This is a genomic window from Kribbella sp. NBC_00709 (assembly GCF_036226565.1).
GTDB lineage: Bacteria > Actinomycetota > Actinomycetes > Propionibacteriales > Kribbellaceae > Kribbella.
In genome coordinates, this window is sequence record NZ_CP108996.1 from 3562257 (window position 1) to 3578353 (window position 16097).

Consider the following 16097-nt stretch of genomic DNA (forward strand, 5'->3'; position numbering starts at 1 on the left):
CGCAGTACCCATCGAAACGGCCCGCCGGCCTGTCCGGCGGGCCGTTTCGCGTGGACCGGGACCGTCCACCGCCCTTACTGTTTTTCTACGACGTAACGTCCGTTTGGGAGGTGGCACGGTCGATGTCTCCCCGGCGGGTGATCGCTTTGCTGCTGCTGGTCCTGGCGGGCCTGGCGGCAACGGCGCAGACGGCGAGCGCCGCACCGCCGACGCCGGACTCCACCTACCTCGACGCGGCGCACCAGCTCAATCTGACGATCATCGATGCCGCCCACGCCGCGAATTCGCAGGGCGGCAGCTCGTGCGTGCGAACCGTCGCCGTCCAGATCGAGCGTGATCACCGCAAGCTCGCCGCACAGGAGACCCAGCTCGCCACTCGCTTCGGCATGAAGCTGCCGACGCTTCCTTCGACGGCACAGCGCAAGCAGCTCGACGCCGTCGGAGCCAAGTCCGGGACGGCCGGGTACGACGCCGCGTGGCTCGCGTTGCAGCGGCAGCTGCACCAGCAGTACCTGAAGCTGATCGACGGCGACCTGCCGAAGGCCGCCTCACCCGCGGTGGAGTCGGTGGCCGACGGCGCCAGGCCCGTCGTCCAGATGGATCTGCAGATGGTGACAGGTCCCTGTCGTGTCGTCACCAACAAGCCGGTCGTGCCCACTGGCGACGGTGGCCAGGCAGCCGACGCCCAGAAGGCACGCTCGCGGGCAGCATTGGTCCTGCTGGTCATCGGAGCACTGCTTCTCCTGGTCGGCAAGCAGAAGACGATGCGGCGGCGCCTCCTCGGTGTGGCAGCTGTGGCCGCAGGGCTCGTCACGGTGTTCGGGCACCCCGGCAATACCGGGAAGGTCCCACAAGCCGGTAAGTCCGCGGCGGAACGTGAAGCTGCCATTCCGCCGGTCCGGGTGACGCTCCCCGGGGTCAAGAACGCGTCGGTGCAGCCGGTCGCGACCAGTGCGAACGGCCAACTGCAGGTGCCGGCGTCGCCGACCGCAGTGGGCTGGTGGGCCGGCGGAGCGGCACCGGGCTCGGACGGTGGCACCGTGCTGCTCGCCGGCCACGTGGACTCCGCCCGCTACGGACTCGGGGTGTTCGCCGGGCTGTCCGAAGTACCGGTCGGTGCCAAGGTCACGGTGACAGGTGGAGACGGCGACATGCACCGGTACAAGATCGTGGCTCGCCGCGTCTATCCGCAGACCGCTCTGCCGACGGATCTCTTCCAGGGGGCCGGGAAGCCCCGGCTGGTGCTGGTCACGTGCACCGGCGCGTACGACCACAAGGCGCACCGCTACACCCACAACCTGGTGCTGTACGGCGTGCCGGTGGTCTGAGCCTTTTGGTAGTCACTTCCACCTGATGCAGACCGAAGTACGGCGGTCCGTCGACTTTCGGCTGATGTGCCGAGACCCGTTGATAGGGGATCGTCGGGGTCGTGGTCAGGGCTTTAACCGATAGCAGCCAGTGTCGGACGGACGGCAGAATCAACCCACGGGTGGACACACCGGATCCGCCCGGGGTCCGATGATCCCGGCCCCCGTGACCTCGATACTGAGTGCTACACAGTCCACTACCAGGTGCGCCACCGAAAGAGGAGTACGGCGATGATCGAGGCAAAGGGCCTCACCAAGCGATACGGCGCAACAGTTGCCGTTGACAACCTGTCTTTCGAGGTGAAACCCGGGAAGGTGACCGGCTTCCTCGGCCCGAACGGGGCCGGCAAGTCGACCACCATGCGGATGATCCTCGGGCTCGACACCCCGACGTCCGGCGAAGTCACCATCGACGGACAGCGCTACCGCGACCTGAAGCGGCCGCTGACCAAGGTCGGCGCGCTGCTGGACGCCAAGTGGGTACACCCGAACCGGTCCGCCCGCGCCCACCTGGCCTGGATGGCCGCGTCCAACAAGCTGCCGAAGGACTCGGTCGACAAGGCCCTGGAGATGGTCGGCCTGTCCGCGGTCGCGAACAAGCGGGCCGGCGCCTTCTCGCTGGGTATGTCCCAGCGGCTCGGCATCGCCGGCGCGCTGCTCGGCGACCCGGAGGTGCTGCTGTTCGACGAGCCGGTCAACGGTCTCGACCCGGAGGGCATCGTCTGGATCCGGACCTTCATGCACCGGCTGGCCGACGAGGGCCGGACCGTGCTGGTCTCCAGCCACCTGCTGTCCGAGATGGCGCTCACCGCCGAGGACCTGGTCGTCATCGGCCGCGGCAAGCTGATCATGCAGAGCACCACCCAGGAGTTCGTCGACCGGGCCAGCGGTACGACGGTCAAGGTGCGGACCCCGCAGCTCGACCAGCTGGCCGGCGTACTGAACGGGCAGCAGCTGGTCACCCGGATCGAGGACGTCGAGGACGAGGGCAAGGTCCTGTTCGTCGACGGCGACGTGAGCACCGACCAGGTCGGCGAGGCGGCCGCCGCCCACGGCATCGTGCTGCACGAGCTGACGCTGCAGCGTGGATCGCTGGAGCAGGCGTTCATGCAGATGACCGGTGACTCGGTCGAGTACCACGCGCACGACGAGATCGCTGCCGTGACCAAGCTCGACGAGCCGTCGGGCGCCGAGGTGGCCGCGGGTCCGAAGGAGGACAACTGACATGTCGGTGATCACTGTCGAGCGGATCAAGCTCTTCTCCACCCGCTCGCCGTGGTGGTGCATGGTCGTCGCGGCCTTCCTGACCGTCGGCTTCGCGGCGTTGACGACCGGCTTCCTCAAGGGCGCCGACGAGCAGCACGCGACGATCTTCATCACCCAGCCGGGCGCCCAGCTCAGCCAGATGGTGATGATGGTGATGGCCGCGCTGGCCGTCACCACGGAGTACCGGTTCGGCACCATCCGGACCAGCTTCCAGGCCGTTCCGCAGCGCGCCGCGCTGCTGCTCGGCAAGACCGCGGTGGTGGCGTTCCTTTCCGGCGTCATCGGCCTGATCGCGTCCTTCGGCGCGTGGGGCGTCGGCAGCCTGTTCGCGAGCAACGCCGACCTGTCGATCAACACCGGGGCCGAGTGGCGGCTGCTGGCCGGCCAGGGCCTGGTGTTCGCGATCTCCGCGGTGTTCGCGGTGGCGGTCGGCATCCTGATCCGGCAGAGCGCCGGTGCGATCGCGATCCTGATCCTCTGGCCGCTGCTGGTCGAGAACCTGGTCAACCTGATCCCCAAGGTCGGCGACGACCTGGCCCGGTGGGCGCCGTTCGCGAACGGCAGCTCGTTCCTGAACCAGGGCCAGGACTTCGGTCTGGCCGGACAGGGCGCCGGGGGCAGCGACTTCGCCCTCAGCCCCTGGTGGGCCCTGCTGTACTTCGCCGGCTGGGCGGCCGCGCTGATGGCGATCGCCTTGTTCTCGGCGAGCAAGCGCGACGCATAGACGAACCCCGGCCAAGGTCAAGTGACCCTGGCCGGGGCAGGGAGCCCGGTCGGGCTGAGGGGTCCTGGCCGCGACGGCCCGTGGTACATCCGGGAGACCGGATGGACCACGGGCCGTTCTCCTGTCCGGTCAAGGGTTGGCGAGTGGCCCGGGGACCGTCTACGGTGCCGCGCATGACCGATTGGGCGCAGGTGCGCGACGCGGGCTACGCGGTCCCTGACGACCGCTCCACGGCCGAGCTGGTGGCCGAACTGGCAGGCATGCTGCGATCCCCGGATCCCGTTGTCCGCGACCGGCACGCGTACGCCGTACTCGCGACCTGGATCGGCCGCGGCGTACTGCCGGCCGAGCAGCTGCGGGCGCTGGGCGACGAGATGGTGCCGCGGTTCGGCGACCCGGAGATCCAGGCGCGGACGTTCGCGCCGTTGATCCTGGACTCGATCGTGTCCGCGGGAGTCTTCGAGCCGCACTGGGTGCCGCCGTTCGAGCGCTGGTACGTCGCCGAGGAGGACCTGCGCGGGTACGACGAGAAGCTCGGCTGGCTGCACGCGGTCGCGCACGGCGCCGATCTGCTCGGGGCCCTCGGGCTGCACTCCGCGGTGGAGCCGGTACAGATGCTCCGGCTCGGGATCGGGCGGTTGCTGACGCCGACGTCGTACGTGCTGCGGGACATGGAGGACGACCGGCTCGGGTACGCGCTGGCGGTGACGCTCACCCGCGACGACCTGACCGAGTCCGATGCGGTGTCCTGGCTCGACCCGGCGATCCGGATCCTCTCGAACCCGCCGGTCGAAGGGATCACGCCCGAGGTGACGAACACAATGCGGACGTTGCGGGTGCTCTACGTGCTGGCCGATCACGGTGTGCGAGTCGGGGATGAGAAAAAGCTCACCCCGATCCCGCACCGCGAACACGTCAAGACAAAGCTGGTCGACGTGTTCCGGATCGTCACGCCGTACTATCTCTGAACGCTTGTCGCTCCGGGCAACTACCTGACGGGGTACGACGCATCCGACTTTCGTCTTGAATATCCCTGATTCCACCCCGAGCAACGGCATGTCGAGGTCCAGGGCGGAGTACAGGTGAACTCAGGTGGCAGTGGAGGGCCGGTCCGTGACAAGGTCTCTGCTGGCAGGCCATGGCCCCCTCCCATGGTGGTGCCAACGCCACTACCCGAGTAGTGCCAACACCATCAGATCTGGTCCTCGGCGAGGTTAGCTTTGAGCTACAAAGCCGTCGGGGGCAGCGGGTTCTAGAGAGGGCGCGTGGAAGTCATGGTTGCGACATACCTGAAGAGATGGGTCGGCAACCGCATTCTCAGCAAGACCACCCGCAAAGGTGGTCTTGACCTGTCGAAGATGCGGATGTTCCCCAGCTCGGTCTCGATGCCGCTGCGCCGGGAGGGTCTCGACCCGGTCCCGGCGCTCGCCGAGGTGCGGGAGACCGAGCCGGTGCACAAACTGGCCCACCTGTTCGGGCTGAACGTGTGGGTGGTCAGTGGGCATGCCGAGGCGAAGGCCGTGCTCGCCGACACCACCAACTTCAGCAACGACATCCGGCCGCTGGTCGGCTCGGACCCGAACAAGCCGTCGGAGGGCATCGGCGGTCTCGGGTTCACCGATCCGCCGGACCACACCCGGCTGCGGAAGCTGCTCACGCCCGAGTTCACCAAGCGCAAGCTGGCCAGGCTGGAGCCGGCGATCGAGAAGATCGTCAACGACCAGCTGGACCTGATGGAGGCCAAGGGGCCGGTCGTCGACATCGTCTCCGACTTCGCGTTCAACGTGCCGTTCCTGCTGATCGCCGACCTGCTCGGCGTCGAGGAGCAGGATCGCGACCGCTTCCGCGCCCTCGGCCCGGCCCGGTTCGACCTGTCCGGTGGCGGGATCGGGGTGTTCGGGTCGGCTTCGGAGTCGCGGGACTTCCTGTTCGAGATCGTGCGCAAGCAGCGGACGAACCCGGGCGACGGGCTGATCGGGTCGATCATCCGCGAGCAGGGTGACGACCTCGACGACGTCGAGCTCGGTGGGCTCGCCGACGGCGTGTTCCTGGGCGGGTACGAGACGTCCGCGAGCATGCTCGCGCTCGGCACGCTGGTGCTGTTGCGCGACCCGAAGAACTTCGAGCTGATCCGGAACGAGCCCGGCGCGGTCGACGGGATCGTCGAGGAGCTGCTGCGGTACCTGACGGTCGTCCAGGTCGCGTTCCCGCGCTTCGCGCGGCACGACCAGGAGCTGTTCGGCCAGCAGGTGAAGAAGGGCGACCTGGTCGCGGTGTCGCTGTCCGGAGCGGACCGCGACAAGGCGGTCTTCGGCGCGGACGCCGAGGACTTCTACCCCCGCCGTACGGTGTCTGCCGCCCACCTCGCCTTCGGTCACGGCATGCACCGCTGCGTCGGTGCGGAGCTGGCCCGGATGGAGCTGCGGGCCGCCTTCAGCGCCCTCGCCAATCGCTTCCCGGACCTGTCCCTCGCCGTACCCGAGGAGCAGCTGCGCTTCCGCGACTTCTCGATCGTGTACGGCGTCGAGGCCCTCCCCGTCCAACTCCACGCCGCCTCCACCAACCAAGCCGCCGTCTGAACTTCACCGTCGGGGCTGGCGTCTACTGCAGGTATGGACGCTTTGAAGGGTGTGGGTGAGCCGGCGGCGGCATATGCGGCTGGGCTACCGCGGAAGCGCGTGGTGGCGGGCGTGGTGTTCCGGGCGTCCGATGGTCGGGTGCTTCTGGTCGAGCCGTCGTACAAGGTGAACTGGGAGATCCCGGGCGGCTCCGTCGAGGCGGATGAGTCGCCCTGGGACGGGGCGGCCCGGGAGTTGCAGGAGGAGCTGGGCTGGGAGCAGCCCGTTGGGCGGTTGCTGGTTGTGGATCATGTGCGCACGCAGCAGCATCGGCCGGAGGGGATCGTGTTCGTCTTCGACGGCGGCGTACTGAGCGATGCCGAGGTCGCCGCGTTGAGGTTCCCCGACGGTGAGATCGTGTCGGCCGGGTTCTATGGCCCGGCCGAGACACGGCAGTTGGTGAAGCCCTTGCTGGCTGATCGCATCGAGGCGGCACTGACCGCCGCGCGCGACGGCTCGACCTGGCTGTGCGAGAACGGGAAGCCGGTCAGGACAGGCTGAAGCGTTGAGCGAAGGTGGTCAGGTCGGCGGGGGTTTGGGCGTTGATCACCAGGCGGGTGACGCCTTGGCGTTCGTACCCCTCGAGGGCCGAGGGGGTCAGGTCGGCGGAAGCCCAGCGGGTGTACTCGAGGTCGTCCCGGCCGGAGGTCTCGCGGGCCAGCTCCCATTGGGCTGCACGCTCGGCCGGCGGCAGTGCGCCACCTGGGAAGTAGCCGTCGCCGCGGCGGCCGGCTCGGCGTGCGGCCGCGCGGCTCGAGCCGCCGATGTGGATCGGCAGCGGGGCCAACGGGTGTGGGAAGCTGCACAGCTCCTCGAACTCGAAGAACTCACCCGAGTAGCTGACCCCGTCCGCTCCGCCGGTCCACAGCAAGCGCAGTACGTCGATGGCCTCGTCCGTACGGCGACCACGGGTCGCGAAGTCGACGCCGACGGCGCGTGCCTCACCGGGCAGACTGCCCAGCCCGACGGTCAGCAGGCGCATCCGGCCCTTCGACAGCACGTCGATCGTGGCGAGACGCTTCGCGAGGGTGACCGGATGGTGGTACGGCAGCAGCAGTACTGCGGTACCCAGCAGGAGACGCTCCGTCGAGGCGGCGACGTACATGAGCAGGTCGAGTGGGTCGGCGTACTCGAGTGTCGTCGGGAGCTCGAAGCCGCCCAAGGACGCACCGCGGTAGAGGGCGATGTGCTCGGGGACGTACAGCCCCTCGAAGCCGCTGGCCTCCGCGTGCTGGGCGAACTCCACCAGCCGCTCCGGATCCATCCCCTGTCCTGGCGTGCTGTAAGTGACGGCGAATTTCACCCGGCGACCTTAGAACCTTGCCCCCAGGGTCAAGGCAAATCGGGTGATATTTCCGGCACTGATGGTTCTCGTGAGTAGTGCCTTTGTGGCACTAGGTGGTCGTTGGCCGGATCGGGTCGTGACAGGATGCGGGGTGGGTGGTCACAATGGGCGGTCCGGCCCGAGGTGCGGGTGACGGAACAGGGAAGGGCCGTCGGCGGGTATGGGGATTGGCGAGATGCTGACGGGCGATGTACTGACCGCCCGGATCGCCGCCGCGATGACCGCTGCCCAGTCGGGTGGGCACGCGACTGCGGCGGCCGAGATCGAGGCGATCCGGACCGAGTTGGGTGGGGTGCCGAGCTACCGGTTGGCAGCCGTCGAGTACGTGCGCGGCGTGACGGCCCACCATGCGAGTGACGCCGACGAGGCGTTGCGGGCGGTCGACGCGTGCATCGAGGTGGCCCGCGCCATCGACGAACCGGGCTGGGAGGCCAACGCTCTCCCGATCCGCATCATCAACCTCGCCCGCAGCGGCCGCGGTGGCGACACGGTCAACGACCTGGTCGCGGCCGAAGCGGCACTCAGCCGGACCAAGGATCCAGGGCTGACCGCCTGGGCGCACACCGGTCTCGGTTACGCGTACGACGTCCTACGACTGTTCGAGCTCTGCATCCCGCACTACGAGCTGGCGACCGGGCTCGACGCTGACGTGTTCGAGCTGGCCGAGTCCGAGGCGATCGATCGCTTGAATCTGGCCGAGACGTACCTGCGCTGGGCGCACGAGCTCGAGCGGCTCGGCGATCCTTTGTATACAAGGGAGATCGAGGAGCGCCTGGCGTCCGCGGCGTACTGGGCGCGCGAGGCCGAGCGGGTGGTGGTCGACGACGAGAGCCAGGAATTCTGGCGGCTCAGCGCCCGCCTGTGGCTCGCCGCCGCCGCGACCGCCGCGGATCCGGACCAGGCGGTCGCCGACCTGACCGAGATCCGCGACGAGATCAGCAAGCTCGGTGAGACCGAGCGGCTGGCGATCGCCGGCGCCTACCTGGCTCGGGCCCTGCAGGCACAGGGGAAGTCCGACGAGGCCAAGGCCGCGGCCGATCGCGCGGCTGACGATCTGATTCCGTTGGCCGACCCATCGACCCATGTCCTGGTCCTGCAGACCCGTTCGGAGATCGAGGCGGCCGACGGGACCCCGGGTGCCTCGGCAGGCTTGGAGTACGCGCAGTCGGTCGCCCGCAGCTGGTGGAAGGAGCGGCAGCGCGCGCTGAACGCCGTACGGCATGCGCTTGCTGTGCACGACCTGCCGGCCCGGCACGACGCGGAGTGGCACGCGGCGCGGCAGGATCCGCTGACCGGCGTGGGGAATCGCCGCGCGCTGGACGAGCGGCTGACCGCGGCCCGCGACTCCGCGCGGGCGGTCACCTTGCTGGCCATCGACGTGGACGACCTCAAGATCGTCAACGACACTTTCGGGCACGCCTGTGGGGACGAATTGCTGCAGGTTGTGGCAAATCTCCTGGTAGAACAGGCGCGAGCGACCGATGCCGTGGTTCGATCGGGTGGCGACGAGTTCTTCGTGGTCCTCGACCAGCCCGACGCCAAGGGCGGCGCCGCGCTGGCCGAGCGGATCCGGGTCGCCGTCGAGGCGATCGCGGCGACGACGGAGAAACCGTGGTTGCGCCGGCTCGGGCTGAGTCTCGGGTACGCCGCGACCGCCGAAGGTCTCGGTGTCGAGCAACTGGTCGCGCGGGCGGATCACCGCCTCTACGAGAACAAGCGCCGCAAGAAGCTGACAGGCGCCACCGGAGCGTGAAGCAAGGGGAGGTGTGGTGCGCGAGACGTCGGGGGTGACCGAGCGGATCGCGGCGGCGATGACGCGGGCGCAGTCGGGCAGTCCGGCCGAGGCTGCGCTCGAGCTCAACGAGCTGATCGCGGAGCTCGGTCCGGAGCCGAGTCACGAGCGGGCCGCGGCCGAGTACGTGCGGGCCGTCGCGGCACATCACGCCACCGACTCGGTCGAGGCGCTGGACGCCGTCGACGCCTGTATCCGGGTCGCTCGCGCGATCGACGAGCCGGGCTGGGAGGCGAACGCGATCGCGGTCCGGATCGTCACCCTGATCCGCACCGGCGAGGGCGGTGACTCGGTCGCCGACCTGGTCGCCGCCGAGAACGCGCTGTCGCGGACCCGCGACCTCGGCCTGGCCGCCTGGGCGCACACCGGTCTCGGCTACGCCTACGACCTGCTCCGGCTGTACGAGTTGTGCATCCCGCACTTCGAGCTCGCCGCCGAAGGCGATCACGATCCGCTCGGCCTGCCCGAGGCGCCGGCCATCAACCGGCTCAACCTGGCCGAGTCGAACCTACGCTGGGCGCACGAGCTCGAGCGGCTCGGCGACACGTCGTACGACGAGGAGATCAAGCAGCGCCGCCGGGCCGCGCACCGGTGGGCGGGGGAAGCGATCGACGTGATCCTCGCGGCCGACCTGCTCGGGTACTGGCCGATGGCGGGGCGGATGTGGCTCGCGGCGAGCAACGACGGCGGGGACGCGGACGAGGCGGCGGTGATCCTGAAGGACTGCCGGGACCAGCTCGCGAAGCTCGGCGACCTCGAGCTGGCCGCGATCGCCGGCGCGTACCTGGCCCGGACGTACCTGGGGCTCGAGCGGATCGACGATGCGATGGAGGCCGCGGGCCGCGCGGCGGCTGACCTGCCGCCGACGTCGGATCCACCGGTGGAGGCGCTGATCCGGCACACCGCAGTACAGATCGTGGCCGAGTCGGGCGATGCCGGTGCGTCGACCGGGCTGCAGTACGCGCGGGCCATCAGCAGAGGATGGTGGGCGGAACGGTTGCGCGGGCTGTACGCCGTACGGAGTGCGCTGGCGAACCACGAGCTGTCGATCCGGCACGACGCCGAGTGGCGGGCGGCCCGGGAGGATCCGCTCACCGGTGTGGGCAATCGGCGCGCGCTGGACGAGCGGATGTCGGTGGCGCGTGACTCCGGTCGATCGGTCGCGGTGATCGCGATCGACGTGGACAACCTGAAGGTCGTCAACGACAGCTATGGGCACGCGTGCGGGGACGAGGTACTGCGACGCGTCGGGCAGCTGCTGACCGAGCAGTGCCGCGCGGAGGACGTGGTGGCGCGGGCGGGCGGGGACGAGTTCGTCGTCGTACTGGACAACCCGGACGAGCGGGGTGCGCCGGAGCTGGTCGAGCGGATCAAGATGGCGGCGGACCGGGAGGCGGCGCGCGCAGAGGCGCCGTGGTTCGCGATGCTGCGGCTGAGCGTCGGGCAGGCCAGCAGCACGGACGGTACGTCGGTCGCTGACCTGCTGACCGAGGCGGACCGGCGGATGTACGCCGAGAAGCGCCGACGCCGGCGTCAGTAGTCCAGAAAGCCTTCTATGACAAGGCTTCTGATCTGGGGGAGGTAGTCGGAGAGCACGTCGACCAGTGGGCGGTCCATCAGGTCAGCCAGAGCCGCGAGGATCTGACCGGTGCTCAGGTCGCCGTCACATGCGCCGACGAAGCCGGCCAGTACGGTGTCGACCTGCTCTGCGCGGCGCATGCCACGCTGGCGCCTCAAGACGATCGTGGCCGGGTCCTCCGCGCCTGGTTGACCGGTGGTCTCCTGGATGACGTCGTCGGCGACACGCAGATGCAGGGCGGTCAGGTCGGCCGGGAGGCCTTCCAGACGCTCGAAGCGGTGCAGGACGTGCGGTCCGATCGGGCGCTCGATCTCGTACGGCCAGGACTCGGCGTCGAGGGTGCCTGGGACGTTGTGGAGCGTGATCCAGCCCATGCCGATCGCTTCGACATTCTGATCGTCCAGATAACGCATCCACTCGTCGTACCGGGTGGTGTACTGCGGTGCGCCGTGCAGGCCGGCGTCGCGCAGCCAGAGTTCGACGTACTCGGCTGGGTCGAGCTGCTCGCGCTGGACGGCCCAGGCAGCGCGATCGCCTGTCCACGCGGCGATGCGGTCCTGCCAGTCCTCGCCGCGGACACAGGTCCAGTTGGCGAGCAGTTGGCACCAGCCGCCGTCGGTCAGGTGAGCTGGCGCTTGCCTTATTAGCTGCTCGACGAGTGTGTCACCGACGTACTCCGTCTCGCGGTACGTCAGATCGCCACCGGGTGGGGAGATGACGTACGGCGGGTTGCTGATGATCAGGTCGAACCGCTCGCCCTTGACCGGCTCGTACAGGCTGCCGTCGCGGACGTCGAGGTCGATGTGGTTGAGAGCCGCTGTCGCTTTGGCGAATTGGAGAGCACGCGGGTTGACGTCGGTGGCGACGAGCTGGTCGACACGGTCGGCGAGGTGGAGCGACTGAATGCCACATCCGGTGCCGATGTCGAGAACCCGCTCGGCCTTGGTCGGCACCGTCAGGTTGATGAGGCTGAGACTGGCCGGCGCGATGCCGAGCACGTAATCGGACCGCATCGCCTCCCGCCGCCCGTCCAGCCCGGGGGTGAGGTCGGCAACAACCCACCACTCCCGCCCATCCACCGCGAACGGCCGAATATCGAGCACCGCCCGCGCCTCACCGCCCGATGTCGCGATGATGCCCAGGGCAACCAGATCGATCCCCGGAAACACCTTGTTCACCAGCGCTTCGGGCACAGGCCGTTGGAGCAAGAACAACCGGATCATCGTGTCGAGCGCATCCCCGGACCCGGTACGCCGTACTGCCGGCGCTGTCTCGTTCCGCGCCAGTGCACCGTTCGCCTGCTCCCCGAGCCGCTCAGCGACCCCGTCCACGGTGTACCCCGCGGCCCCGAACGCGTCCCGCAGCCCGCCCACGTCGTACCCCGTCAGCTCAGTCACGCACCCATCCTCCCACCGCCCCACCCGCCCCACCGCCCACTCACCCCACCCGCCCCACCGCGGCCAGGCCTCCCGATTTGGTGGGTGAACCCATCGCGTTGTGGGTTACCCACCCGGAATAGCGGTGGGTAACCCACAACTTGGTGGGTGAACCCATCAAATGCGCGCAGGCGGGGCGAGACGCGCGGGGTGGGCGGGGGGAGCGGCTGGGCACGGGTTGGGTTACGGGGTGGGTCAGGGGTTGGGGAGGGCGGTTGGGGCAGGGGTTGGGTTAGGGGTTGCAGGTCAGTTTGGCGTCTGCCCAGTCGGCGTGGTCGCTGGTGTTGCCGTCGCCTCCGTCGGTGACTTGGAGGGTCAGGGTTTGGGCGCCGGTGACGTCGACCGTGGTGGTGGCGGTCGGGGAGGTGCCGGTCAGCTGGTCCGACGTGTACTTGGCGGTGCCGTCGGTGAGGACCTTGAAGGTGACTTTGCCGCGGTCCTCCATCTCGTCGTCGATGCCGAGTTTGCTGGTGAACGTCGTGCAGTTGCCGCCCAGGCGGACGCTCACCGACGACGGGGCGTGTGCCCCGAGGCCCTTGGCGTACGTGACTCCGTCCAGGGTGATCGGGCCGCCGTCGCCGGCACCGTCCTCGCCGTTGCTGTGGTCGCGCTCCACCGGGCCCCAACCGTTGGTGGAGTCCAGGAACTCCAGGTCACTGACCCAGTTCTCCCCGGTGGGTGCCGGAGGCAACGGTTTGTCGGCGATCGTGGCGGCGAAGAACCCGAGCCCGCCGCCGGGCAGCTTGATCGCCTTCACGGTCTTGCCGGGATCGAGCGGTACGGCGGTGTAGAAGACGCGATAGTCCGTCGTTGTGTTGCCCAAACCGGCTGGTGTGTAACGGCCCTTGACCGAGACGGCGAGCGACGCGCCGCCGGTGGTCGGGTCCTGGCAGCACCAGTTCGGCAGCTGGAACGTACCCTCCGAGGACGTGCCGTCGGTGTAGATGATCGTCACCGTCCCACGGGCATTCAGACTGGCGCCCGCGCCCAGCAGCGCGAGATGCGAGCCGGTGCCCGACACGAGGATCGGGGCCGACTGGTTCTTCACCAGGTTCGGCGTGCCGGGCGCGCCGGTCGGCCAGGTGAAGTCGGCGCCCTGGACCGTCACCGTTGCCCCGGGCGTGTACCCGGCGGCAGCTAGGGCCTCTCCGTTGAAGCTGTCGCCGGACCCGTCGAAGTTGCCCTGCGCGTACGTCGAAGCGTCGGTCACACCAACGACATTCGCCGCCTGTGACAACGATGCGTACGGCAACTCCGCCGTCGCCGCCGCACTGTTCGAATAACTCTTGCCCTGAGCAACGTACGACGCTTTCAGCTGCAACGTGAAGCTTGCCGGTTTCACGTCCGCGCCCGGAGTGACCTGGAGCTTGGTGGTCACTGTCTTGCCGGGAGCAACCGAGGAGAAGGTGTTCGCGCCGGCGACAGACCATCCGGCCGGGACCTGGACGTCGAGGCGGACGTTGCGAACGGTCGTGGCCGTGCTGTTGCGGAAGGTCGCGGTGACCTCCGTGGCCTGGCCGGGAGCGTTCCACAGCGACGGTGTCGTGAGCTCCGGCGTACCGAAGGTGTTCGTCACGTCAGGTCCGCCGACGGACGACGTTCCGGACAGGCGGACGACGGCGCTCCGCGAGGTGGGGATCGAGGCGGTCTGGACCCGGACCACCCCGTTGGCGTAGGTCCAGCTGGCCGGACGGCCGTCGATGGTGACGTTGTGCGGGGCGGTGCCCGTGTGGACCGTCAGTTCGTACGGGCGGGTGGTCGGCTTGCCGGCGTACGAACCGATGCTGGCGCCGATCTTGACCGTGACATCGCCGCGGCCCTGCGTCGGTGCGTCGACCGCGAACGTCTGCGTCGCGGACTTCGCCGCTCGGGTCACCCGGTCGTCCTCGTACATGTCGAACGACGACTTCCCGGACGGGTAGATGTCGACGGTGACGCGGTCGCCGAACCCTTGCTCGGCGGCGTTGTTGATGCCGGCCTTCCACATCGGCACGACCGCGCCCGCCTTCACGAACAGCGGCAGCGTGTCGAGCGGCGCGTTGTACCCGTTGACCGTGGTCGGACCCTGGTACACGCGACCGGTCCAGTAGTCGATCCAGCGCCCGGCGGGCAGGTAGATCCCGTTCTTCACCTCGTCCGCGCCGTACATCGGCGCGACCAGGAACTCCTTGCCGGCCAGGAACTCGTACTTCGTCGTGTCGTCCCACGTCTTCGGATCGTTCGGGTACTCGAGCACCAGCGACCGGTTCAGCGGAGCGCCGGTCCGGTGCGCCTCGGCGGCGTACGTGTAGAAGTACGGCAGCAGCCGCTCGCGCAGCTTCAGGTACTTGCGGTTGATCGAGGTGTACGGGTCGCCGTACGCCCACGGCTGCTTGTACGCCGGCGTCGACCAGCCGGACATGCTCATGAAGGCGGGGTTGAACGTCTTCCACTGCAGATCCCGCACGTACGACGTGGCCGATCCGCCGAAGATCCCGTCCACGTCGCCGGCGCTGTAGGCGATGCCCGAGTTGCCCGACCCGGTGATCGCGGGGATCTGCCACTTGATCGCGTCCAGCGAACCACTGTGGTCGCCGGTCCACTGCACCGCGCACCGCTGCGCGCCGGCCCAGCCCTCGACCATCCACGCGAACCCGCGGGCGTTGCTGTACTGCTCGATGCCGTCATGTGCCGCGTCGCAGGCGCTCAGCGCGTACCGGTACCCAGGACCGACCCATGCAACGTCCAGCTTGCGCACCCGGACGCCGGCGTCGCCGACCTCGGCCGGCTGCCGGTCCAGGTTGGACTGGGTCCACAGGCCCATCTGGAGGTTCCGCTGGCGCAGTTCGTCACCTGTCTGCTTCAACGCGGGGATGTCCCGCTTGCCCCACCAGGTGCCGTCGACCTGCTCGGAGTCGGTGTTGGCGGAGTACCCACAGCCGTAGTCGTCGTTGACGAGCATCCAGCCACCCGGTATGTCCTCGTCCTTGAACCGCTGCGCGACCTTCACCGCGTCCAGCGTGGTCACCTTGTCCGGGTTGACCTTCCAGTCGTTGCTGGGATCCGGGTCCGTCCCGTAATGACCGCGGTTGTAGCAGTCGGAGTCGCCGTACTCGAGTCCGTAGATCGGCGGCATGAACGGCCGCCCGGTGAGCTCGGTGTAGCGGTCGAGCGAGGTCTTGAGGTCGCCGACGAAGTAGTACGCGTCGAACCGTTTCTCGTCGTGCGTAGTGGCAACCGGACTAGTGAAGCTGTAACTACCTGGGCTGAACGTGTTGCGGAGTACGCCGTACCCCGCGGTGCTCATGTAGTACGGCGACGCGTTCGGGTTGCCGCCGTCCTCCCAGTTGAAGTCCTTGGAGATCTGGATCGTCTGGTCGCGGTGCGTGAAGCGGCCGTTCTGCATGCCGCCGCCGAAGAACTGCTCGTTCGCTCCACGGCCGAGCGTCTGCGTGGTCGACGTGTCGGTCCAGGACAGCGGTGCGGTCTCGGACCAGACCAGCTGGCCGTTCGACCGGTACAGCGAGAACTTCAGCGGGCTCTTCTGCGCCCGGACCTCGATCTTCCCGGTGGTGAGCGAGTAGTAGGTGCCACGGTCCCGCCACGCGGTCCGCGGAGTCCCGTAGTCCGTCTTGGTGACGATGTTGGACGCCGGAGCGCCCGGATCGGTGGGCGGAGTGTTCGCCGGGTCGGTGAAGTTCCCGTCCGGCGCCATCCACAGCCGGAAGACGTCGTCCTTCAGGAACACCACCCGCACCTTCGCCGCGCCGGCGCTGAGGGTGTACGTCGCCTTGTCGGCCGCGAACCCGGTGACGTCACCGAGCGTGGTCGCGGCGGCCTGGGCGGGGACCGCGGTGTACACAAGTGCGCCCGCCAACAAGGCCAGGGCGACTACTGAACGTTTCATGCGGACAAAGATGCTCACGAGTGCCTCACTTCACGCATCAATGAACAAGATGCGCACATTGAAGCTCACCGGCGACGTGTTGTC

11 protein-coding genes are annotated in these 16097 nt (G+C 68.6%); 8 read left to right on the forward strand and 3 right to left on the reverse strand.

Annotation, left to right across the window (positions count from 1 at the left end; translation table 11 throughout):
• Window positions 1-122 precede the first annotated feature (122 nt).
• The 6 genes from OHA18_RS17600 (at window position 123) to OHA18_RS17625 (ending at window position 6476) form a co-directional block, all read left to right on the forward strand.
• The gene (locus OHA18_RS17600; protein ID WP_329005190.1) at window positions 123-1328 is read left to right on the forward strand and encodes a DUF4142 domain-containing protein; all 1206 of its coding nucleotides are present in this window, start codon (window positions 123-125) and stop codon (window positions 1326-1328) included.
• Window positions 1329-1598: 270 nt separating this feature from the next.
• Window positions 1599-2591, forward strand: coding sequence for an ABC transporter ATP-binding protein (locus tag OHA18_RS17605; protein WP_329005191.1), 993 nt, complete (start codon window positions 1599-1601; stop codon window positions 2589-2591).
• Between the two features lies 1 nt (window position 2592).
• Window positions 2593-3357, forward strand: a complete 765-nt coding sequence (locus tag OHA18_RS17610) for a hypothetical protein (protein WP_329005192.1) — start codon at window positions 2593-2595, stop codon at window positions 3355-3357.
• A gap of 173 nt (window positions 3358-3530) precedes the next feature.
• Window positions 3531-4325: a DUF2785 domain-containing protein gene (locus tag OHA18_RS17615; RefSeq protein ID WP_329005193.1), complete on the forward strand. Its 795-nt coding sequence runs from the start codon at window positions 3531-3533 to the stop codon at window positions 4323-4325.
• Between the two features lie 306 nt (window positions 4326-4631).
• Complete coding sequence (locus OHA18_RS17620; RefSeq protein ID WP_329006127.1) at window positions 4632-5936, forward strand: cytochrome P450; 1305 nt, start codon at window positions 4632-4634, stop codon at window positions 5934-5936.
• Window positions 5937-5969: 33 nt separating this feature from the next.
• Entirely contained in the window at window positions 5970-6476 is a 507-nt protein-coding gene (locus OHA18_RS17625) for an NUDIX hydrolase (protein ID WP_329005194.1), read from the forward strand.
• Here OHA18_RS17625 and OHA18_RS17630 read toward each other — a convergent pair.
• Complete coding sequence (locus OHA18_RS17630; protein ID WP_329005196.1) at window positions 6463-7278, reverse strand: TIGR03619 family F420-dependent LLM class oxidoreductase; 816 nt, start codon at window positions 7276-7278, stop codon at window positions 6463-6465. The genes OHA18_RS17625 and OHA18_RS17630 overlap by 14 nt on opposite strands.
• A 217-nt stretch (window positions 7279-7495) precedes the next feature.
• Here OHA18_RS17630 and OHA18_RS17635 point away from each other — a divergent pair, with 217 nt between their 5' ends.
• Together OHA18_RS17635 and OHA18_RS17640 are read left to right on the forward strand one after the other, a co-directional pair.
• Window positions 7496-9073 (forward strand): GGDEF domain-containing protein, encoded by a 1578-nt coding sequence (locus tag OHA18_RS17635; RefSeq protein WP_329005197.1) that lies wholly within the window; start codon window positions 7496-7498, stop codon window positions 9071-9073.
• A 16-nt stretch (window positions 9074-9089) separates the two neighbouring features.
• Window positions 9090-10652: a GGDEF domain-containing protein gene (locus OHA18_RS17640; protein ID WP_329005198.1), complete on the forward strand. Its 1563-nt coding sequence runs from the start codon at window positions 9090-9092 to the stop codon at window positions 10650-10652.
• Here the strand turns inward: OHA18_RS17640 and OHA18_RS17645 are convergent.
• Window positions 10646-12088: a class I SAM-dependent methyltransferase gene (locus tag OHA18_RS17645; protein WP_329005199.1), complete on the reverse strand. Its 1443-nt coding sequence runs from the start codon at window positions 12086-12088 to the stop codon at window positions 10646-10648. The genes OHA18_RS17640 and OHA18_RS17645 overlap by 7 nt on opposite strands.
• 271 nt (window positions 12089-12359) lie before the next feature.
• On the reverse strand, window positions 12360-16013 hold the full coding sequence (locus OHA18_RS17650) for an NPCBM/NEW2 domain-containing protein (RefSeq protein WP_329005200.1): 3654 nt from the start codon (window positions 16011-16013) through the stop codon (window positions 12360-12362).
• Window positions 16014-16097 lie beyond the last annotated feature (84 nt).